Origin of the sequence: Pseudomonas sp. NPDC089734 (assembly GCF_044748865.1) — a bacterium.
GTDB lineage: Bacteria > Pseudomonadota > Gammaproteobacteria > Pseudomonadales > Pseudomonadaceae > Aquipseudomonas.
Window position 1 is genome coordinate 171740 of the sequence record NZ_JBIVGV010000008.1, and the last position, 19154, is coordinate 190893.

16 protein-coding genes are annotated in these 19154 nt (G+C 60.2%); 8 read left to right on the forward strand and 8 right to left on the reverse strand.

The annotated features are described in order from the left end of the window. Positions 1–52: 52 nt before the first annotated feature. Entirely contained in the window at positions 53–1342 is a 1290-nt protein-coding gene (locus ACIPY9_RS13080) for an MFS transporter (protein ID WP_400701427.1), read from the reverse strand. A gap of 305 nt (positions 1343–1647) precedes the next feature. On the opposite strand from ACIPY9_RS13080, the gene ACIPY9_RS13085 reads away from it, so the two are divergent. The 3 genes from ACIPY9_RS13085 to sthA all read left to right on the forward strand — a co-directional run bounded on the left by ACIPY9_RS13085 (position 1648) and on the right by sthA (position 8776). Continuing rightward, the gene (locus ACIPY9_RS13085) at positions 1648–6210 is read left to right on the forward strand and encodes a dermonecrotic toxin domain-containing protein (protein WP_400701430.1); all 4563 of its coding nucleotides are present in this window, start codon (positions 1648–1650) and stop codon (positions 6208–6210) included. Next, positions 6207–7229 carry an FAD:protein FMN transferase gene (locus ACIPY9_RS13090; protein ID WP_400701433.1) on the forward strand — a complete coding sequence of 341 codons (1023 nt, stop codon included), beginning with the start codon at positions 6207–6209 and terminating at the stop codon, positions 7227–7229. The genes ACIPY9_RS13085 and ACIPY9_RS13090 overlap by 4 nt, the downstream gene beginning before the upstream one ends. Positions 7230–7381: 152 nt before the next feature. Continuing rightward, positions 7382–8776 carry a Si-specific NAD(P)(+) transhydrogenase gene (sthA, locus tag ACIPY9_RS13095; RefSeq protein ID WP_400701436.1) on the forward strand — a complete coding sequence of 465 codons (1395 nt, stop codon included), beginning with the start codon at positions 7382–7384 and terminating at the stop codon, positions 8774–8776. Positions 8777–8818: 42 nt separating this feature from the next. Here sthA and ACIPY9_RS13100 read toward each other — a convergent pair whose 3' ends face one another. Together ACIPY9_RS13100 and ACIPY9_RS13105 are read right to left on the reverse strand one after the other, a co-directional pair. Continuing rightward, positions 8819–9541, reverse strand: coding sequence for a glycerophosphodiester phosphodiesterase (locus tag ACIPY9_RS13100; protein ID WP_400701439.1), 723 nt, complete (start codon positions 9539–9541; stop codon positions 8819–8821). Positions 9542–9587: 46 nt separating this feature from the next. Then, positions 9588–10175: a PilZ domain-containing protein gene (locus ACIPY9_RS13105; protein WP_400701442.1), complete on the reverse strand. Its 588-nt coding sequence runs from the start codon at positions 10173–10175 to the stop codon at positions 9588–9590. A gap of 101 nt (positions 10176–10276) precedes the next feature. On the opposite strand from ACIPY9_RS13105, the gene ACIPY9_RS13110 reads away from it, so the two are divergent. From ACIPY9_RS13110 to ACIPY9_RS13120, 3 genes are all read left to right on the forward strand, one after another. Continuing rightward, entirely contained in the window at positions 10277–11527 is a 1251-nt protein-coding gene (locus ACIPY9_RS13110; protein ID WP_400701445.1) for a lipoprotein-releasing ABC transporter permease subunit, read from the forward strand. 7 nt (positions 11528–11534) lie between these two features. After that, a complete protein-coding gene (gene lolD / locus ACIPY9_RS13115) occupies positions 11535–12218 on the forward strand; it encodes a lipoprotein-releasing ABC transporter ATP-binding protein LolD (protein ID WP_400701448.1) in 684 nt (227 codons plus the stop codon). Between the two features lie 63 nt (positions 12219–12281). Continuing rightward, positions 12282–13526, forward strand: a complete 1245-nt coding sequence (locus ACIPY9_RS13120) for a lipoprotein-releasing ABC transporter permease subunit (RefSeq protein WP_400701451.1) — start codon at positions 12282–12284, stop codon at positions 13524–13526. Positions 13527–13617: 91 nt separating this feature from the next. Here ACIPY9_RS13120 and ACIPY9_RS13125 read toward each other — a convergent pair whose 3' ends face one another. Next, the gene (locus ACIPY9_RS13125) at positions 13618–14970 is read right to left on the reverse strand and encodes a heavy metal sensor histidine kinase (RefSeq protein ID WP_400701595.1); all 1353 of its coding nucleotides are present in this window, start codon (positions 14968–14970) and stop codon (positions 13618–13620) included. Positions 14971–14984: 14 nt separating this feature from the next. Further along, a complete protein-coding gene (locus ACIPY9_RS13130; RefSeq protein ID WP_400701454.1) occupies positions 14985–15665 on the reverse strand; it encodes a heavy metal response regulator transcription factor in 681 nt (226 codons plus the stop codon). Positions 15666–15839: 174 nt separating this feature from the next. Here ACIPY9_RS13130 and queF point away from each other — a divergent pair, with 174 nt between their 5' ends. Next, a complete protein-coding gene (queF, locus tag ACIPY9_RS13135) occupies positions 15840–16670 on the forward strand; it encodes an NADPH-dependent 7-cyano-7-deazaguanine reductase QueF (protein WP_400701457.1) in 831 nt (276 codons plus the stop codon). A gap of 40 nt (positions 16671–16710) precedes the next feature. Here queF and ACIPY9_RS13140 read toward each other — a convergent pair whose 3' ends face one another. Then, positions 16711–16974 (reverse strand): DUF4404 family protein, encoded by a 264-nt coding sequence (locus ACIPY9_RS13140; RefSeq protein WP_400701598.1) that lies wholly within the window; start codon positions 16972–16974, stop codon positions 16711–16713. A 251-nt stretch (positions 16975–17225) separates the two neighbouring features. Further along, positions 17226–17849 carry an HAD family phosphatase gene (locus tag ACIPY9_RS13145; protein WP_400701460.1) on the reverse strand — a complete coding sequence of 208 codons (624 nt, stop codon included), beginning with the start codon at positions 17847–17849 and terminating at the stop codon, positions 17226–17228. Positions 17850–18040: 191 nt separating this feature from the next. Here ACIPY9_RS13145 and ACIPY9_RS13150 point away from each other — a divergent pair, with 191 nt between their 5' ends. Next, a complete protein-coding gene (locus ACIPY9_RS13150) occupies positions 18041–18742 on the forward strand; it encodes a VacJ family lipoprotein (RefSeq protein WP_400701463.1) in 702 nt (233 codons plus the stop codon). Positions 18743–18821: 79 nt separating this feature from the next. On the opposite strand, the gene ACIPY9_RS13155 is transcribed toward ACIPY9_RS13150, so the two are convergent. After that, positions 18822–19121: a PilZ domain-containing protein gene (locus tag ACIPY9_RS13155; protein WP_400701466.1), complete on the reverse strand. Its 300-nt coding sequence runs from the start codon at positions 19119–19121 to the stop codon at positions 18822–18824. Positions 19122–19154: the final 33 nt, after the last annotated feature.

Sequence of the window (19154 nt, forward strand, 5' to 3'; positions counted from 1 at the left end):
AAAGCCCCGGCACGTGACCGGGGCTTTTTCTATCGGCGGGACTCTATCTGAATCAGGCTGTCGCCGCTGTGCCCGGTTGCAGCTGATGCCCGCCCTTGCGGAACAGTGTCAGTGCCGCGATCAGGCCCAGAATGGCTGCGCCTGTCAGCCACAGGCCCGGTGCGGCCTTATTGTCCATGGCGTGGATCAGGTAGGTACAGGCCGCTGGCGTGAAACCGCCGAATGTCGCGGTCGCCAGGCTGTAGGCCAGGGAGAAGCCGGTGGTACGGACGTCGACCGGCATGATTTCGGTCAGGGCCACGACCATGGCACCGTTGTACGAGCCATACAGGAACGAGAGCCACAGCTCGACCATCAGCAGATTACCGAAGCTGGGGTGAGCCACCAGCCACGACAGGGCCGGGTAAGCGGTGGCGATGGCCAGTACGGTGGCCGCGATCAGCAGTGGCTTGCGGCCGATACGGTCGGACAGCGAGCCCATGACCGGCAGCCAGATAAAGTTGGAGACGCCGACGCAGACGGTGACCAGCAGGCTGTCCAGGTCCGACAGGTGCAGTTCGTTCTTGCCGAAGGTCGGGGTGTAGGCGGTGATCAGGTAGAACGACACGGTGGTCATGACCACCAGTGCCATGCCGCCCAGCACCAGGCCGAAGTTCTGGCTGATCGAGCGCATGACTTCGCTCAGGGTAGGACGATGCTTGCGAGCCTCGAACTCGGGGGATTCTTCCAGCGAGCGGCGAATGATGAAAATGGCCGGGACGATCAGGCAACCCACCAGGAAAGGTACGCGCCAACCCCATTCACCCATTTCTTCCGGGCTGAGCCAGTGGTTGAGGCCGACGCCCATCAGGCCTGCGAACACCACGGCGGCCTGTTGGCTTGCCGACTGCCAGCTCACGAAGAAGCCCTTGCGACCGGGTGTGGAAATTTCGGCCAGGTAAACCGAAACGCCACCCAGTTCCACGCCGGCGGAGAAGCCTTGCAGCAGACGTCCCAGCAAGACCAGCAGCGGAGCGGCCACGCCCAGCGTTGCGTAACCCGGCACGCAGGCAATCAACACGGTGCCAAGCGCCATCAGAGCCAGGGTAATGATCAGGCCCTGACGACGGCCATGGCGGTCAATGTAGGCCCCCAGGAAAATTGCACCCAGCGGGCGCATCAGAAAGCCGGCACCGAAGGTGGCCAGCGAAAGCATCAGGGATGCGAAGGCGCTGTCGGCAGGAAAGAAGGTTTTGGCGATGGCTGTGGCGTAGAAGCCGTAGACCATGAAATCGAACATTTCAAGAAAGTTACCGCTGACAACGCGAAAAATCGCCTTGCCTTTGCCTGTGTTTGAGGCCATGGGAAATACTCACTTAGGCTGTCTAGCTAGGGGGGAGAATCGTTGTATTTATGTCCTGCTGTGCAGCGGCGAAGGCTCAAGCCTGCGCACGAAGCATAATTGTAACCATATGTGTAAATCGGCTCGAAAACAACCTTCTGTCACATGAACACTGCCTGAAAGGCCCGTTGGAGACGTGTTGGTGGAGAGTCGAATGCAGTATTTCCTTATGTCACGGGGACGCGGTGGATGGTTTTAGCTCGTTGAAAGAACGCCCGGTTTTTTGCGTCAAGGGCCGACATTCAAACCAGTGAGCTGAATTTCACATGACCATTGCATTCGATGTTGCCGAACAATTCGCCGCGCGGCCGACCTTGCGAGAGGTTGCTGCCAGCAGCCTGCGCCAGGCGCTGCGCGAGCTGTATCCAGCGTTGCAGATTGACCCCCAGGTGGCGGTTGTTTCACAGGACGTCACTTCCACGGGGGCTTTATCCTCGGCGACGGTCGAGCCGAAAACGCTCGTCGATAGCCTGCTGGAGCATTTCGCGGCGCAATCCAGCGTGACATGGGGCCCGGAGCACACGACGCTGCTTGCCGCTTCGGCTCCATTGCCCGTGAACATGGCCGATGTCGGCGCGCTGGTGAATCGCCTGGTGCTCGGGTTGTTCGAGAACTTCAAGCAGGCCTTGCTCGATTACTGGAGTGCATGCAGCGGCGAGGTCGTTTGCCGTAGCCGCTGGGCCTGGCTGGCGAGCCAGGTCCGGCAGGGCTTGCTCGAGGGGCTGGATGCAACACCCCCGCGTCCGGCCGACTCAATGATCCGCGAGTGGCTGCGTGATGTTGCCCTGTTTCCGGAGAAGGCCGAACGCGAGCAGCGAGCGGCCCACTCGCCGTTACCTCGCGCCTGTCTGGTCCGTTTGCAGATCGATGGACCGGATACCGTGTCGTTGCTGTTGCCGGTGCTGGTGATGTTCAGCAACCAGGAACGCCAGGGGCGGGTCTTGATGTATCAGATGTCGGGGCATTGTCAGGTCTGGTCGTCGCTGGATGACTGGGGGCAAAGCCTGAGCGGGTTGCTGAGTGACTATGTTGATCCAGAGAACGTGCAGTGGAGTACCCATGAGCCGCAGGAGGACATTTTCAATGTGCTGACCCAGGCGATACTGGAAAACCAGCTGGTGGGGGTGCAAGGCCTCAAGAGTGAACAGGTTTATGATCTTGATCGTCTGGAGCATGTGCTGGCGGCCATGACCGATGTCTGCGCACTTTTCAAGGCGGGAGAGCCTTCTGACCGTTTGAGCATGGATCGCTTGCCCGACTGGATGCAAAGTGCCCAGGAAGCGGACCGCAACGAGTACAGCCGTCTGATGAGCGCGCTGGCAGTGGTTCAGCAACGTTCTGGAGGGCGGTCATTCAATGAGGGGCTGCCCCCGATTCTTGAGTTCGCTTCCCGTTCTCTGGCCGTCGCCATCGCCCAGGACCACTTCACGGGCGTGGACTTTCTGCCCCACCAGATTCAAGTCCGGATCGACAGCGTCGCGGCTGCAACGATCCCGGCAGGAGGGCAGCCTTTTGCGGTGGGAAGTGTCGAGCCGGTGTACATGACCTTTCCCGAATTTGCCCTGGAAAACCTTTCAGGATTGCCCCCGGGGCGCATCACGGTCCATCGCACGGACGGTCGGCCATTACCGGGCTGGATGACGGCGGACTACCTGAAGCAACTGACCGTACGGGTCGATATCGGCCAGGTCTACCCCGACCTGCTCAAGCGTTATCTGGTGACGGACGCTGCCGAGGCCGGGCGGCGTCAGGCCCTGTTTGCCGATCAACTGCGCTTGCAACTGCCATTGCTGGCGCTGGAGCAGAAAATCAAGGGGGAACTGAGTCCGAAGGGTTACCAGTACGTTTGCGCCATGATGCAGGCCCGCATGTCGGCACGTCGGGTCGGTGGCCGGTCAATCGTGCTGCGTCCCCTGGCCTTCGTTCGTCAGGCGGGGCACCGGGCAGATGAGGTGGCCAATATGTTCGTGATCGGGCCGCAGGAGACAAGCGTCGGCCCGTATGTGCTCTACCGGCCCTTTGCCCGTTCGGTCCTGACCGAATTTGCCAGTTGGTCGGCGTTGATGGCGGCGGTCAGACGTCCCGGTGCCTTGCAGGACGATATCCTGATCTGGCTGAGCGATGGGGCGCGTCCTGTATACGCCCTGGGTGGTTTCCATGAACCGCACATCATCCGCTTTGGTCAGGGCTCCGAGTTCGCTCCGCTGGAGAGCCCCCGGCCTGCGGTGCTGGGAGAAAAGGAGGTATCGGGCGATATCATGCTCGCCCTGTTCAATGCCAATGCGCAGGCATTGATCGAGCTGGCGGACCGCAATGCGGTCTCCAATGCCGAAAGCCGCTGGGCGCTGTTCAAGGAAGGTGGCTGGTTGCTGCTCAATACCGTGTTACCGCTGTTGAGTGGCGCGATTGCCAATGCCGTATGGCTTGCGCAATTGCTGTCTGGCATCAACCAGCAACTGGTCCGGGCCGGTTCGCCGGGCTCGGAGGAGGGGGCTGCGCAGCTTGCCGAACTGCTGCTCAATATTTCGCTGGTCCTGCTGCACCATGGCGTTGCACCCAACACCCTGACGTCGGTGCGCATGCTGGCAGGCAATCGCCTTGAGGTCGAGCCCGCCGTGACCGGCGCTTCTGTCACGGGCGTTCGTCAGGCGCCTGTTCTTTCCAGGTTCACGCCAGGCGATGTGCATACGGTGCTCGATTTCTCCTGGTCGCAACCGGTCAATCGGTTGAGCGAGTCACAACGTCTGGCACTGGAATCGTTCAAGGTCCGGTCTGTCAGGCTGAGCGGCGAGCCGGTGGCGTCGGGTGTCCATTCCGGTCTCCATGAGCACAACGGTACCTGGCTGGCCAGGGTCGATAACGACCTGTTCCGGGTTGTGGTCGAAGAGGATGAGGTCCGGGTCGTACGGCCCGATGATCCTTCGGTGAAAGGTCCCAGGCTCAGGCACGACGGGCAGGGCTGGTCCCTGGACCTGTCCCTGCACCTGCGAGGGGGCGGTCCTAAGAAAAGCCTTCGCAAGCTGGCCGAGCAGAACGCTGCAAACCTGTCGCGTATCAATCAGAGCCTGGAGCAGATCGAGCGCCGGGACCTTGAACTGGTGGACAGGATCGTGGGCTACCACACGCACTTGAACACGGCTACGGGGGAGCTTCGGCAGCTTTTTTTCGACCGCCTGGAAGGCGTGATGACAGAAGAAGTCGAACTCATGAAGCAGCGCATGAGCCTGTGGGAGCAATTGAGAGTGGGGGACCGGCCTGCCGAGCGCCACATGGCGCAAACGATTGTTCTGGTCACGTCCCACCTTGAGTTTCTGGAGGGGCGTCTGGCCGCCGACAACGCCCGCACGGCCAACGTTACCCTGGCGAAACTGGCCGAATCTGGCGGCCTGAGCGCGCCACAGGGCGTTGAAATCTATATGGGCATGTTCAAGTCGATCTTGAGTCGGCAGGAAAAAGGACTGCACTGGTCACAGGTTCGAGAATCGCTCTGGGAAAAGCTGCGCGCCGTGCCCAAGGTGGGCGAAGAGCTTTGGCGCCAACAGTTCATTTCGGCGTATGAAACCAAGCTGTTCTGCGTCCTGGACTGGAAAATCCAGAACATGATGTCGTCCCTGGAGCTGTGTTTCAGCCGAGAGCTTATGGTCGAGGTCGAAGAGTTTCGACCTTTCAAGGCATTGCGTACCGAACTGGGCTTGAACGGGGCGTTTGCCTCCCATTCCGAACTTGAAAGGCCCAACGACTATTCGCTTGCGGAGCGGATCGATGTCCTGGAAAGCGTTCTGTGTGAATACCAGAGAGCCAAGGGCATCGCTGACGATGTCGACGCGACGCAATTCGCCCCGCCACAGGCTCAGTACCTGGAAAAGTTCAGGACGGCGCTGGATGAGCTCTGCGAGCTGACCCGGGACCGACTGGCCAAGTCGATCCAGGAAAATGTCGAGCCCCCGCCGGTGGCGGTCGAGTATGTGCCGCGTGTCCGGCAGCCGGGCAAGCGGGTCATCAGAACACGCAACCATCGCGCGCTGGTCGGGCATGTCCGCCAGGAAGAAGGGGGCTTTCCCGGTGAGGTCGCGGATATCAGAAATGCCCAGACGGGCCAGCTCATCAGTTCATGGCATCGGCACCCCGATGACCAGTGGGTGGAGATCCAGACGGTCGAGCCTGCCAGACCGGCACCCGTTGCCCGGCCCGTATCGGCCGGTGAGCTGCAGAGGCGTGCCCAGACTCTCCTGAGGGAAGTGGAGCAGTCCCTGACCAAGGCCCGCCAGCAGGCGACCCGGGCGTATGAGCCTGAAGACATCGAGGATATTCTGCTCTTCAAGGCGGGCAAACTGACGGCCCTGGCCGGGCAAATGACCGAAGGCCCGGCAGCCGATCTGTCACCGGCAGTGGCCGACAGTGCGGCCCGTTTACGTGAGGCGGCTGCCCGCCTGACGGCCGAGGGCCGTAGTCTGCGTATCGCCATGACCAAGGCCCAGCCACCGACAGCCGCCCGTGTCAGCTACCTGCACCGCCAGAGGGAGGTCAACATTTCCCGTTTCGAGGGCAGGAAAAACATGTCGGGTGCCCAGCGCAACGATTTCCTCCAGGAATATGCAATCCGTGACAAGGACAACCGCCTGTTATGGTGGGCGCATTTTCACTACAGAAACGAGGCGGACAGTGCCCAGGCTTTTACGGCAGCTCACCTGAAGCTGCCCGAACAACGGCTGCTGGGCTACAAGTCGCTGATCAAGGCTTCGGGAGGGGCAACGGACGTGGTCAATATCTATCGCAGCGCCATCGGCAAGGATGTCGCCCAACGGCTGTTTCTGGCGCTGAATCCATGAGTCGCTGGCTGCCCATGGGGTTGTGTGCGCTGTTAGCAGGCGTTGTGCTTGTCGGTTGTGATGCCAATCCTGCCCTGGAGCGTTTCGGCGGGCCGACAATGGGCAGCGGGTATTCGATCAGCTATGTGCGTCGTGCGGGCGAGCCGGACAGGCGTACCGTCCGCTCGGACGTCGAAGCGATACTGGACGAGGTCGATCAGCAGATGTCCGGCTGGCGCAGCGACTCGGACATCGAACGTTTCAATGCCCTGCCGGCCAACCGCTGCCAGGTGATGCCTTCCGCCGTACTGGAACTGATTCGCCTGGGCGAGCACTTGTCCCGGGAAACGGGCGGGGCGTTCGACCTCACCGTACAGCCGTTGATGAACCTGTGGGGCTTCGGCCCCCAGTCCCGTGGCGAACAGGTGCCCACCGATCGGCAACGGGCCCTGACACTGGAACGAACGGGCTATCGGCACCTGAGAATCGACGGGGCGCAATTGTGCAAGGATGCGGCTGTCGAGGTGGACCTGAGCAGCGTGGCGGCCGGGTACACCGTGGATCGAATCGGTGCCCGGCTCGAAGCGCTCGGGATACAGGATTATCTGGTGCAGGTGACGGGTGAGTTGAGGGCCAGAGGGCACAAGCCCGATGGCTCGCCCTGGCGGGTTGCGCTGGAGGAGCCCCGTGACGACCGACAGGCTGTCGAAAAGGTGTTGGCCCTGGATGGCTGTGGCGTCTCGACGTCAGGAGATTACCGGCATTACTTCGAGCGTGAGGGGCGACGCTATTCCCATACCCTCAATGCCCTGACCGGCGCGCCTGTCGAGCATGATCTGGCTTCCGTGACGGTCGTTCATCCTTCGACGCTCATGGCTGACGGTCTGTCGACGCTGTTGCTGATTCTGGGGCCTGAACTGGGGTGGAATTACGCACAGCAGCATCAAATCGCTGCTTTTTTTGTGATTCGTGCCGATAAGCGCTTTATCATGCGCAGCAATCCGGCGTTCGATCACCACTGTGCAGTGCAGGCGCAGTGAATTGACTGATCGGGCCATGGCCAGACAGACAAAAGTGGCCTTCAACGCGACCAAGGGGTAATGTTCGCCGCGTTAATGCAGCGCTAGACTGCGCCCCGTGATTTAGCCAGAGGTGCCAGAGTGGCAGCTCGGTATGTTCTAAAGGAGTACGCATGGCTGTCTACAACTACGACGTAGTGGTACTGGGTTCCGGCCCGGCCGGAGAAGGCGCGGCGATGAACGCCGCCAAGGCGGGGCGCAAGGTCGCCATGGTCGACAGTCGTCGGCAGGTCGGTGGCAACTGCACTCACCTGGGCACGATTCCTTCCAAGGCATTGCGTCATGCGGTCAAGCAAATCATGCACTTCAACACCAACCCGATGTTTCGCTCCATTGGCGAGCCTCGCTGGTTTTCGTTTCCGGATGTGTTGAAGAACGCTGAAATCGTCATCTCCAAGCAAGTGGCCTCGCGTACCGGCTATTACGCCCGCAACCGTGTCGATGTGTTCTTCGGCACCGGCAGCTTTGCCGACGAAAACAGCATCGATGTGGTGTGTGCCAATGGTGTCGTCGAAAAACTGGTGGCCAACCAGGTCATCATCGCTACCGGCTCGCGCCCTTATCGCCCGGCCGATATCGATTTCAGCCACAAGCGTATCTACGACAGCGACACCATCCTCAGCCTGGGCCACACGCCACGCAAGCTGATCATCTACGGTGCCGGCGTGATCGGTTGCGAATACGCTTCGATCTTCAGTGGTCTGGGTGTACTGGTCGAACTGGTTGATAACCGTGACCAGTTGCTGAGCTTCCTGGACACGGAAATCTCCCAGGCATTGAGCTACCACTTCAGCAACAACAACGTCATGGTTCGCCATAACGAAGAGTACGACCGGGTCGAAGGCCTGGATAACGGCGTGATCCTGCACCTCAAGTCCGGCAAGAAGATCAAGGCCGACGCCTTGCTCTGGTGCAACGGCCGTACCGGCAACACTGACAAGCTGGGGCTGGAAAACATCGGCCTGAAGGCCAATGGTCGTGGTCAGATCGAGGTCGACGAGAACTACCGCACCAGCGTGCCCAATATCTATGGCGCAGGCGACGTCATCGGCTGGCCGAGCCTTGCCAGTGCCGCTTATGACCAGGGGCGTTCGGCAGCAGGCAGTCTGGTGGACAACGGCAGCTGGCGTTATGTCAACGACGTGCCGACCGGGATCTACACGATTCCCGAGATCAGCTCCATCGGCAAGACCGAGCATGAGCTGACCCAGGCCAAGGTGCCTTATGAAGTCGGCAAGGCCTTCTTCAAAGGCATGGCGCGTGCGCAGATTTCCGGCGAGCGGGTCGGCATGCTGAAGATCCTGTTCCATCGCGAAACCCTGGAAGTCCTGGGTGTTCATTGCTTCGGCGACCAGGCTTCGGAAATCGTGCACATCGGTCAGGCGATCATGAATCAGGAAGGCGCGGCGAATACGATCAAGTATTTCGTCAACACCACCTTCAACTACCCGACCATGGCCGAAGCCTATCGGGTAGCGACCTACGACGGTCTGAACCGGCTTTTTTAAGCGGCTCCGGCCGGTGGCCTGAGCCGGCCGGGGAGACCGATTTCAGCGATTCTCGAGGGTGGCGCTGGCCAAACCGGGAAAGTCTGTAATCAGGCTGTCTACGCCGAAGTCGGCGAGCCTGCGCATCAGTGCAGGTTCGTTGACGGTCCAGACTGACACATGCAGCCCCTGACGCTGGGCTTTCTGCAAGCGTTCCGGGGTGCAGAGTGTCCAGTTCAGGGCCAGTATCTCGCAGCCATAGTTCTGGGCGACCTTCAGCGGGTCGAGCCAGGCATATTCGGCAACCAGTCCACGGCTTATGTCCGGTGTGAGTTCCGCGGCGGCGCGCAAGACTTCCCTTGAGCTTGACGTGATGGTCACCTTGTCCAGCAGGCCGTGTCGCTGAACCAGCTCACGAATGGCCAGGACCGTATTGGCCGCACGGGTGCGTGAAGCACTCTTGACCTCCAGCTGCCAGTGCTCGAAGTCGCATTGCTCGAACAATTCTTCCAGACGCGGAACCGGGCAGGGCCTGACCCAGCCGGGACCGCCCTTGCGTGCGTCGTAGGTCACGAGATCGGCGGCCAGGTGCTCGTTGACCTTGCCGCGCCGGTCCGTGGTGCGCTTGAGGGTCGGGTCATGAATGACCATCAGTTCCCCGTCGCGGGACAGGTGCAGATCCAGTTCACAGCGGCGTACGCCGTGCTTCAGGCACTCCTGAAAGCTGGTCAGGGTGTTTTCCGGTGCTTCGCCCTTGGCGCCGCGGTGGCCGTAGATAAGGGTCACGTTTACTCCTGGCATTGCATGAGTGTGATGATGGAACGAAATGTACTCAGGTCCTGGGAGGCGAACCCTGTTCCAATGCCTGACGGCGTTGCAGGGCCTGGCGCTGCAAGACATGGCGTGCCAGCAACTGACGCTGGGCGTCCGGCAAGTCGACGAATTCGGTGCCGATGTCGAAGTCGCCGTTTTCCAGCGGATTGCAGTGAATGACCGTGGCACTCAGCATCAATCCCGAAGCCTGTGGCATCAGGACCATCTTGATCGACAGCTTTTCTCCGATGCTATAACGCTGGGGGGAGGTGAACAGCAGGCCGCCCTCGGAAATCTTCACCGGCTGTGGTGCGCCCAGCTTGCCCAGTGCCGTGTGGGCGACGACCCGTCCCAGCAGGTCGATGCGTTTGTTCAGCGACTTGAGGAAGCTGTTGAGCACCCGGTCGCGCTCGTCGAGCTGGCGCAGCAAGTGCTGGGACTCGAACTCGCTGACGTGCAGCTCGCTGAGCAGATCGAACAGGGCGGCGGTTTCCCTCATGGCCTCCTGGCTGGCCTGGTCTGCATCCGACAGCGGGTTAATTTCCAGTGCGACGCTGTCTTCGATACGGTAGTATTCGCGGCGTTCTTCTTCATCTAATGTCGACATGGCGAACCCATGGTAGCTGCTGTGGTCAGAGAGTTTCGAGTGTAAAGCTGCACGTCAAGGCCCGCCACACGGACGTCCCCATTCCTGCGAACAATTCCCTAATGTTCAGACCTCTTTTTGTATTCATCGGCACGCGCTACACCCGTGCAAAACGCCGTAACCATTTTGTTTCCTTCATTTCCCTGACGTCCATCATCGGCCTGGCGCTTGGCGTAGTGGTGATGATAGTCGTGTTATCGGTCATGAACGGCTTCGATCATGAAATGCGTACCCGTGTACTGGGCATGGTGCCTCACGCGACCATCGAAGCGGGAGAGCCGATCGGCAACTGGCAAGGCCTGGCAGCAAAGGTCCAGGAAAACCCGCAGGTGCTGGCGGTTGCGCCCTTTACCCAGATGCAGGGCCTGCTGACCCATGACGGCAAGGTCCAGAAGGTTCTGCTCAACGGTATTGACCCGTCCCAGGAGCGCAAGGTTTCGATCATCGACAACTTTGTGAAACAGGGGAAGCTCGACAGCCTCGAACCCGGCAGCTTCGGCATCGTGATCGGCGACAAGGCCGCCACCAAGCTGGGGGTCGGTATCGGCGACAAGCTGACCTTCGTGGCCCCTGAAGTCACGGTCACGCCTGCGGGCATGTTTCCGCGCATGAAGCGTTTCGAGGTCGTGGGTATCTTCCACGTCGGCGCCGGTGAGCTGGACGGCTACCTGGGTCTGACCAACCTCGAGGATCTTGGGCGTCTGCATCGCTGGAAGCCCGAGCAGGTCCAGGGGCTGCGTCTGAAGTTCGACGATCTGTTTGCCGCGCCTCGCACGTCCTGGGAAATCGCCCAGAAGCTGGGCGAGAACAACTTCTACTCCCGTGACTGGACCCGTACCCACGGCAATCTGTATCAGGCCATCCGCATGGAAAAGGCCATGATCGGCCTGCTGTTGCTGCTGATCGTGGCAGTGGCGGCGTTCAACATCATTTCCACACTGGTCATGGTGGTCAACGACAAGAAGGGCGATATCGCCATTCTGCGTACGCTGGGCTCCACGCCACGGCAGATCATGGCCATCTTCATGGTCCAGGGCTCGGTGATCGGTGTGGTCGGCACCCTGATCGGTGCCGGTGTGGGGATTCTGGCTGCGCTCAATGTGAGTTCGGCCATCTCGGCGCTGGAAGGCCTGATCGGCCACAAGTTTCTCAACGCCGATGTCTATTTCATCGATTACCTGCCTTCGCAGCTGATGGCCCAGGATGTGTTCCAGATCTGCGACGCTGCGTTGGTCCTGAGTTTCCTCGCCACCCTGTATCCAGCCTGGCGTGCGGCGCGCACCCAGCCTGCGGAGGCGTTACGTTATGAGTGAGTCGGGCATGTCGGATAAAGCAGTATTGAGTTGCCGTAACCTGGGTAAATCCTACGAGGAGGGCCCTGAATCCGTCGTGGTCCTGTCAAACCTGCAGCTTGAGCTGTATCCGGGCGAGCGCGTGGCGATCGTCGGCAGTTCAGGGTCGGGCAAAAGTACCTTGCTCAACCTGCTCGGAGGCCTGGATACACCTTCCGAAGGCAGCGTCTGGCTGGCCGGGGAAGAGCTGTCGGCATTGGGCGAGAAGGCCCGTGGTCTCTTGCGTAACCGGGCGCTGGGTTTCGTTTACCAGTTTCATCACCTGCTGCCTGAGTTCACGGCACTGGAGAACGTCTGCATGCCCCTGCTGATCGGCAAGACGCCGATTCCGGAAGCCCGCCAGCGGGCCACGGCATTGCTGGAACGTGTGGGCCTGTCTCATCGTCTGGCGCACAAGCCGGCGGAGTTGTCCGGTGGCGAGCGTCAGCGTGTGGCGATTGCCCGGGCACTGGTCAACCAGCCAGGGCTGGTGATGCTCGATGAGCCGACCGGCAACCTCGACCATCACACGGGCCAGGGTATTCAGGACCTGATGCGTGAACTGAGCACTTCGTCGCGCACGGCGTTTCTGGTGGTGACCCACGACATGAATCTGGCCCGGCAGATGGACCGCGTCCTGCGCCTGGAAGATGGTCATCTGGTCGCCATCTGAAACACCGGTCCCGAGGCCGGTCATCGTCTCGGGGCCTTCACTTTCTTCTACGGTGCTTCGCGAATGTTCAGACCGTTATCCATTTTCATCGGCGCACGCTATACCCGTGCAAAGCGCCGCAAGAGCTTTATCTCGTTCATTTCGATGACCTCGATGATTGGCCTGGCACTGGGTGTGCTGGCCATGATCGTGGTGCTGTCGGTCATGAACGGTTTCCAGCGTGAAATGAGTTCGCGGATTCTCGGCATGGTGCCCCATGCAGTGATTGCCGGGGTCAAGCCGGTGGACGACTGGAAGCCGCTGGCCGAGGCGGCACTGAAGAACCCGGAAGTCACGGCGGCGGTGCCGTTCACCGAAATGGAAGGCATGCTGTCTTACAAGGGCGCCATGCAGCCGATTCAGGTCAGTGGTGTCGACCCTGCGCTTGAGCATGAAGTCTCGATCGTGACCCGGCATATCGTGCGCGGCAACCTGCAGGACCTGAAACCGGGTGAGTTCGGCGTGGTCCTGGGTGAGATCACGGCGCGTCGCTTTCGCTTGAGCGTGGGTGACAAGCTGACCCTGATCGTGCCGGAAGTCAGCAGCGCACCGGGCGGTATCACGCCACGTCTGCAACGCCTGACGGTGGTGGGCGTGTTCAAGGTCGGTGCCGAGCTGGATGGCTCCATGGCGCTGATCCACATTGCCGATGCCGCCCAGATGCAGCGTTGGCAGCCGGATCAGGTGCAGGGCGTGCGACTGGCTCTGAAAGACCTGTACATGGCCCCGCAGGTTTCGACCGCCATTGCGTCGGGCCTGGGTGCTGATTACCGCGCCGATGACTGGACCCACACTCAGGGCAGCCTGTTCAGTGCCATGAAAATGGAAAAGACCATGATCGGCCTGTTGCTGCTGATGATCGTCGCGGTGGCGGCGTTCAATATCATCGCGACCCTGATCATGGTGGTGAACGACAAGGGCGCGGACATCGCGATCCTGCGGACCATCGGGGCCACGCCGCGCCAGATCATGGCGATCTTCATGGTCCAGGGCACGGTGATCGGTATTGTCGGCACCTTGATCGGCGGCGTGCTGGGCGTGATTGCCGCGCTCAATGTCAGCAGTCTGGTGGGCTGGATCGAGCGGGTCAGTGGCCAGCACATCTTCAGTTCCGATGTGTACTTCATCAGCAACCTGCCTTCCGAGTTGCAGGGCGGCGATGTGCTGCTGATTTGCAGTGCCGGATTCATCCTGAGCTTCCTGGCCACGATTTACCCAGCGTGGCGTGCGGCACAGGTCCAGCCGGCTCATGCACTGCGCTACGAATAATCGCCTGTAGGAGCGGATTTATCCGCGAAAAGCCCACACATCCGCAGCTGAAACACTGCCTGGAATGCTTTTTTCGCGAATGAATTCGCTCCTACCGGGGGAGTTCGACTCTAAAGCGCGTCACTCCCTCGCTTGATTCACATCCGATCGATCCGCCATGAGCCTGGATGATCGATCGGGTGATTGCCAGCCCCAGCCCTGCATGCTCACTGCTTTCCTGGCGTGCCGGATCGGCTCGATAGAACCGGTCGAAAAGACGGGGCAGGGCTTCAGGCGCGATGCCTGCGCCCTTGTTTTCCACGCTCAGGGAAATGCCGGAGGCAGACGCTTGCAGGTCGATCCTGACGTATCCATCTGGATGGGTGAAACGCAACGCGTTATCCAGCAGATTGGAGAGGACGCGACGCAATAAGGTGCGATCTCCGTTCATGGTCGCCTGTCCTTGTCTGGACAGCTCGATACGGTTGTCTTCCGCCAGCGGCGCAAAAAACTCCAGCACGGCATCGACCTCGTCTTCAAGCTTCAGGCGCTCGCGAGCCGGAATGAGCAGCCCATGCTCGGCCTTGGCCAGAAACAGCATGTCATTGACCATTTGTGCCATGCCTTGCAGCTCTTCGAGGTTGCCAGCCAGGGCTTCGCGATAGTCTTCCAGCGAGCGTGGCCGGGTCAGGGTGACCTGGGTGTGGGTCAACAGGTTGGACAGGGGCGTGCGCAGCTCATGGGCGATGTCGGCGGAAAAGGCCGACAGGCGCTGGAAGCCATCGTCCAGACGGGCAAGCATGGCGTTGAAGGTTCGGGTCAGCTCTGCTAGTTCCCGGGGCATGCCTTCTTCGGGCAGGCGTGTGGTCAGGGAGCTGGCTGAAACACCGGCTGCGACTTTGCTCATCCTGTGCAGTGGTTTCAGTCCGCTTCGTGTGGCCCAGGCACCCAACAGGGCGGTGGCCAGGGCCGAAAGCCCGACCGTCAGCCAGATCAGATGCTGCATGCGTTGCAGAAAGTGCTGGTGATGGGTGATGTCCAGCACCAACGTAATCCGTGGCGAGTGTGCCGAATCAGGCTGTAGTGTCGTGCTGAAAATACGATAGGCCGCCTGATCGCCGTGGCGGGTATGCAGGCCTGTGTCTTCAGGTCGGGCCTGGGAGAAGGGCGGTGTGCTGTCGAACCAGGTCAGGCCCTCGACGCTGTCGATGCGCAAGGTCAGGTCCGGCTGGTGATTCAGGTCTGCAATCAGGTGTGTTTTGCGGTCATTGAAGGCGTCGAGGGTTTCTACGCCTTGCAGTGTGCTCCGCAGGTTGGCCAGTCGGGTATCCAGCAACTGCTGATCGAGCTCGACAAAGTGCGTGGCGCTGGCGTGGTTGAACAGAATGCCGGCAGTCAGTGAAACGACAGCCGTGCAGGCGGCAAACAGCAAGGCCAGACGGCTTCGCAATGACAGTCGATTCAGTGTCAGGGGCGCGATCATGACGGGCGCTCTTCAAGCACATAGCCCATGCCACGCACGGTATGGATCAGTTTTTCGGTGAAGTCGTCATCGACTTTCAGGCGCAGGCGGCGGATGGCGACCTCGATCACATTGGTGTCGCTGTCGAAATGCATGTCCCAGACCTCGGAGGCCAGCAGCGACTTCGAGAGCACCTCGCCCTGACGCCGCAACAGCAGTTCCAGCAGCGTGAACTCCTTGGCGGTCAGGTCAATGCGTTTGCCGCTGCGCTCGACCTGACGTCGCATCAGGTCCAGTCGCAGGTCGGCCACTTGCAGGTGAGTCGGCGAGGCCTGAGGCGCGCCCCTGCGCAGCAGGCTTCGGACCCTGGCCAGCAGTTCGGAAAAGGCGAAGGGTTTGACCAGATAATCGTCGGCACCCAGCTCCAGCCCATGTACCCGATCCTCGATGGCATCGCGTGCGCTCAGGAACAGCACCGGCGTCTCCAGCCCGGCAGAGCGCACGGCCTCGAGAATTTGCCAGCCATCGCGCCCTGGCAGCATCACGTCAAGAATCAACAGCGCATGGTCGCCACTCAAGGCCAGTTGCTGGCCGGTGACGCCATCGTTCACCAGTTCGACGTCGAATCCGGCTTCGCTCAGGCCTTGGTGCAGGTAATGACCGGTCTTGGGTTGATCTTCGACGATCAGTAATTTCATGGGAGGCTCATGTACGTGGCAATGCAGGCCTTATAGCGCACCCGGGACGTGAGGTGTGAAAGCTGACAGGCTTGTAATCCCGAGCCGTTCTATCGGCTGCGGATATTGTCGCTGAAAGCCCGGTGCAAACCCTATAAACTTGCCGGGTTAATTTATGAGATTCCAGGTATCGCCATGCATCCCGCAGCCGAACACTCACCGCTGGGCAAGTCCAGTGAGTACATCGCCACCTACACGCCATCCTTGTTGTTCCCGATTCCGCGTGCCGCGAAATGGGCGGAACTGGGGCTGACCGCTCAGACCTTGCCTTATCAGGGTGTCGATTACTGGAACTGCTACGAGCTGTCCTGGCTGCTGCCCTCGGGCAAGCCGGTCGTGGCCATTGCCGAGTTCAGCATTCCGGCCGACTCGCCCAATATCATTGAATCCAAGTCCTTCAAGCTCTACCTGAACTCGTTGAACCAGACGCCGTTCGAGAGTCGTGACCGCTTGCGTGAAACCCTTGAAAAAGACCTGTCGGCAGCGGCGGGCAAACCGGTGGGCGTTCGTATCAGCAGTCTGGCCGAGATCGAGCGCGAGGGTGTGGCGACATTGCCGGGAGCCTGCATCGATGATCTGGATGTGAGCATCGACCGTTACGATCATCCGCAACCCGAGCTGCTGCGCTGCGATGAGTCCCGTGTCGTCGAGGAAAGCCTGCACAGCCATTTGCTCAAGTCCAATTGCCCGGTGACCAGTCAGCCGGACTGGGGCAGTGTGGTGGTGGAATACCGTGGTGCGGCGCTGGACCCTGCGAGCCTGCTGGCTTACATCGTCAGCTTCCGCCAGCATTCGGATTTCCATGAACAGTGCGTGGAGCGGATCTTTCTCGACCTGCAACGTTTGCTCAAGCCTGAGAAGCTGACGGTCTATGCGCGCTATGTGCGCCGTGGCGGGCTGGATATCAACCCGTATCGCAGCACTGAGGCCCTGACGGTCGACAATCGTCGTCTGGCCCGGCAGTGAGCAGGAAAGGCCCGTCATTCCGGCGGGCCTTTTCGTTTGATCAGATTCCGATGTTGCCCAGCGTCTGGACGATATTACGCAGGGTTCCGGCAATGGCGGGATGTTCCAGCTCGAAGCGTTCCACGGCCAGGTTGACGCCGTCCGCCAGGCTGGCGTCCTGAGTGGCGTTTTCCAGCCGGATTTTTGTTTCAATCTGTTCCATCAGCTCATGCAGATTGACGCGCTCGGCTTCGGACAGCGGCGGGTTCTGTTCCAGTTGCTCGCGCAGGGTATTGAGTTGTTCTTGCAGCTCGCGGGCAGGCATGGCTCGCTCCTTCTCTTGATAAGTCTGTTCCATGGACTGCGCCGGGAGACGAAAGGTCCAGGGTGCTTTAAGACTAGGCTCTGTATGAAATGTTTTCGAGCGAAGGTGAGGCAAGGCGAAAACAGGCGAGAAAGCGCAGTTTACTGGCTGTAAATGAGCATTTTGAGCCTGTTTTCAACGCAGTATCACCGATGCGCAGATACATTTCATATAAAGCCTAATCTACTTCAGAGTGAGTTGCCTGATATGTATCAGGGCTTTTCGCCTTTGCTGCGCCGCAGGGCGATATCCGCAAGGCAGGACTCCAGTTCGCCCAGGTGATCGATGACCGAGTGCGCACCCTGAGCATAGAGTGTGAGGGTGGCCTGGGCACGTCGTTGCTCGCGCTCTGTATTGCTCAACGCATTCCATTGTTGTGGAGACAGGCCGCACAATGGGCCGCAGGACGCCAGGCCGATGGTCCAGAGCCCGGCATTGAGGCCCGATTGCAGCAGGCGCGGGTCGCCGCTGATCAGGACGCAGCCGTCCAGCTGGCTGACGCCCAGCGCCATCAGCGCCATCCAGCAGGCATCGGGGGCTGGCCATCTGGCGGCCGCGCGTGGGGCTGGAATGATCCATTCGCTCAGTGGCGCGGCCAATGCATGGCTGCGCTCCTCCGGCAGTTCATCGATCCATGCGCAGGGCAGGCCCTGGTGGCTCAGGGTTTGCAGGATATTCTTGGCGCCCGGCGTGGCCTGAGCGCAGTCCTGATCGAGGTCGTCGCTGCCGTTTCGTGGTTCGATTCCGGCTTGCGCACCAAAGTCCACCAGGCAACCACTGAGGCCGAAAAGCAGGGCGGGAAAGGCGGGGAGGGAGCTTGAAACCGGCGCGAGCATGGTGGACTCTCTGAAATACTCATGCACGCTACCGGGCTTGTATGACATTTGGATGAAGGTGAGGTGACTGTGTTTATATATGTCCCCATGCTTACAGAACTGACTTATTTCGAGCGGAACGCTTTATACTGCGCATCCTTGCGTGTGGGCGCGCAGCACTCGCGTCATTATCTTGATCAGGAGTTTCAGCTATGCCCGTGATCGGTGCAGGCTTTGCCGAGCGTCTGGCTCGGTTGTGTGTATGTGTAGGGTTGGTTCTGGTGCCTGTGGTGGCACAGGCGGCCGAGGAAGACCCGTGGGAGGGCGTCAACCGCGCCATCTTCCGTTTCAACGACACGGTCGATACCTACACCCTCAAGCCCATTGCGCAGGGTTATCAATACATCACGCCGCAATTCGTCGAGGATGGCGTGCACAACTTCTTCAACAACATCGGTGACGTGGGCAACCTGGCCAACAACATCCTGCAGGCCAAGCCGCAGGCTGCCGGTGTCGATACGGCACGACTGATCGTCAACACCACGTTCGGCCTGCTGGGCGTTGTCGATGTCGGCACCTACATGGGCCTGCAACGCAATGACGAAGATTTCGGCCAGACACTGGGCTATTGGGGTGTAGGAAGCGGTCCGTTCGTTGTCCTGCCATTCTTTGGTCCAAGCACCGTGCGTGATGCCCTTGCCAAGTACCCTGATACCTACACCACCCCTTATCGCTATATCGATCATGTCCCGACCCGCAATACGGCGCTGGGCGTGAATCTGGTCGATACCCGCGCCAGCCTGCTGTCGGCCGAGCGTCTGGTCAGTGGCGACAAGTACACCTTCATCCGTAACGCCTACCTGCAGAACCGCGAGTTCAAGGTCAAGGATGGTCAGGTCGAAGACGATTTCTGATTGTTACGGCATGTGGCAGCGATAAATGCACAAAGGCGACCTCGGTCGCCTTTGTTTTGGGTGGAAAGCGGTTCTGCAATCAATTCATCGAGATGATGGAGAGCCCCAGTTTCTGTCCGCCTCCTTCAATGTCCGTCAGCCAGACCACTTCTGTCTGGGCCGACAGCCCGCTGAGCGCCGGATGATCCGAGTCGATGCTGACGCTGAGTTTGTCTCCTACCTTGAAGGACCGTGGGGCCTGGACCTGCATGCCCGTGCTGGACAGGTCGATGCAGACGGCCGGAATGACCTGGCCAGCATGAAGCAGGCTGATGTCGGCATCGATACGCATGCGGATGTAGTCTCGTTTCTCCTCGTAGCTGCGATCATTTTGACCCATGTCTAGCCCTTCGTTTTGGTTGCTGATTTGTAG

What these genes read in the sequence shown, in the direction of transcription:
- ACIPY9_RS13080 (WP_400701427.1), bottom strand. Translation starts at nt 1,342, where the DNA reads ATGGCCTCAAACACAGGCAAAGGCAAGGCGATTTTTCGCGTTGTCAGC.
- ACIPY9_RS13085 (WP_400701430.1), top strand. Translation starts at nt 1,648, where the DNA reads ATGACCATTGCATTCGATGTTGCCGAACAATTCGCCGCGCGGCCGACC.
- ACIPY9_RS13090 (WP_400701433.1), top strand. Translation starts at nt 6,207, where the DNA reads ATGAGTCGCTGGCTGCCCATGGGGTTGTGTGCGCTGTTAGCAGGCGTT.
- sthA (WP_400701436.1), top strand. Translation starts at nt 7,382, where the DNA reads ATGGCTGTCTACAACTACGACGTAGTGGTACTGGGTTCCGGCCCGGCC.
- ACIPY9_RS13105 (WP_400701442.1), bottom strand. Translation starts at nt 10,175, where the DNA reads ATGTCGACATTAGATGAAGAAGAACGCCGCGAATACTACCGTATCGAA.
- ACIPY9_RS13110 (WP_400701445.1), top strand. Translation starts at nt 10,277, where the DNA reads ATGTTCAGACCTCTTTTTGTATTCATCGGCACGCGCTACACCCGTGCA.
- lolD (WP_400701448.1), top strand. Translation starts at nt 11,535, where the DNA reads ATGTCGGATAAAGCAGTATTGAGTTGCCGTAACCTGGGTAAATCCTAC.
- ACIPY9_RS13120 (WP_400701451.1), top strand. Translation starts at nt 12,282, where the DNA reads ATGTTCAGACCGTTATCCATTTTCATCGGCGCACGCTATACCCGTGCA.
- ACIPY9_RS13130 (WP_400701454.1), bottom strand. Translation starts at nt 15,665, where the DNA reads ATGAAATTACTGATCGTCGAAGATCAACCCAAGACCGGTCATTACCTG.
- queF (WP_400701457.1), top strand. Translation starts at nt 15,840, where the DNA reads ATGCATCCCGCAGCCGAACACTCACCGCTGGGCAAGTCCAGTGAGTAC.
- ACIPY9_RS13140 (WP_400701598.1), bottom strand. Translation starts at nt 16,974, where the DNA reads ATGCCTGCCCGCGAGCTGCAAGAACAACTCAATACCCTGCGCGAGCAA.
- ACIPY9_RS13145 (WP_400701460.1), bottom strand. Translation starts at nt 17,849, where the DNA reads ATGCTCGCGCCGGTTTCAAGCTCCCTCCCCGCCTTTCCCGCCCTGCTT.
- ACIPY9_RS13150 (WP_400701463.1), top strand. Translation starts at nt 18,041, where the DNA reads ATGCCCGTGATCGGTGCAGGCTTTGCCGAGCGTCTGGCTCGGTTGTGT.
- ACIPY9_RS13155 (WP_400701466.1), bottom strand. Translation starts at nt 19,121, where the DNA reads ATGGGTCAAAATGATCGCAGCTACGAGGAGAAACGAGACTACATCCGC.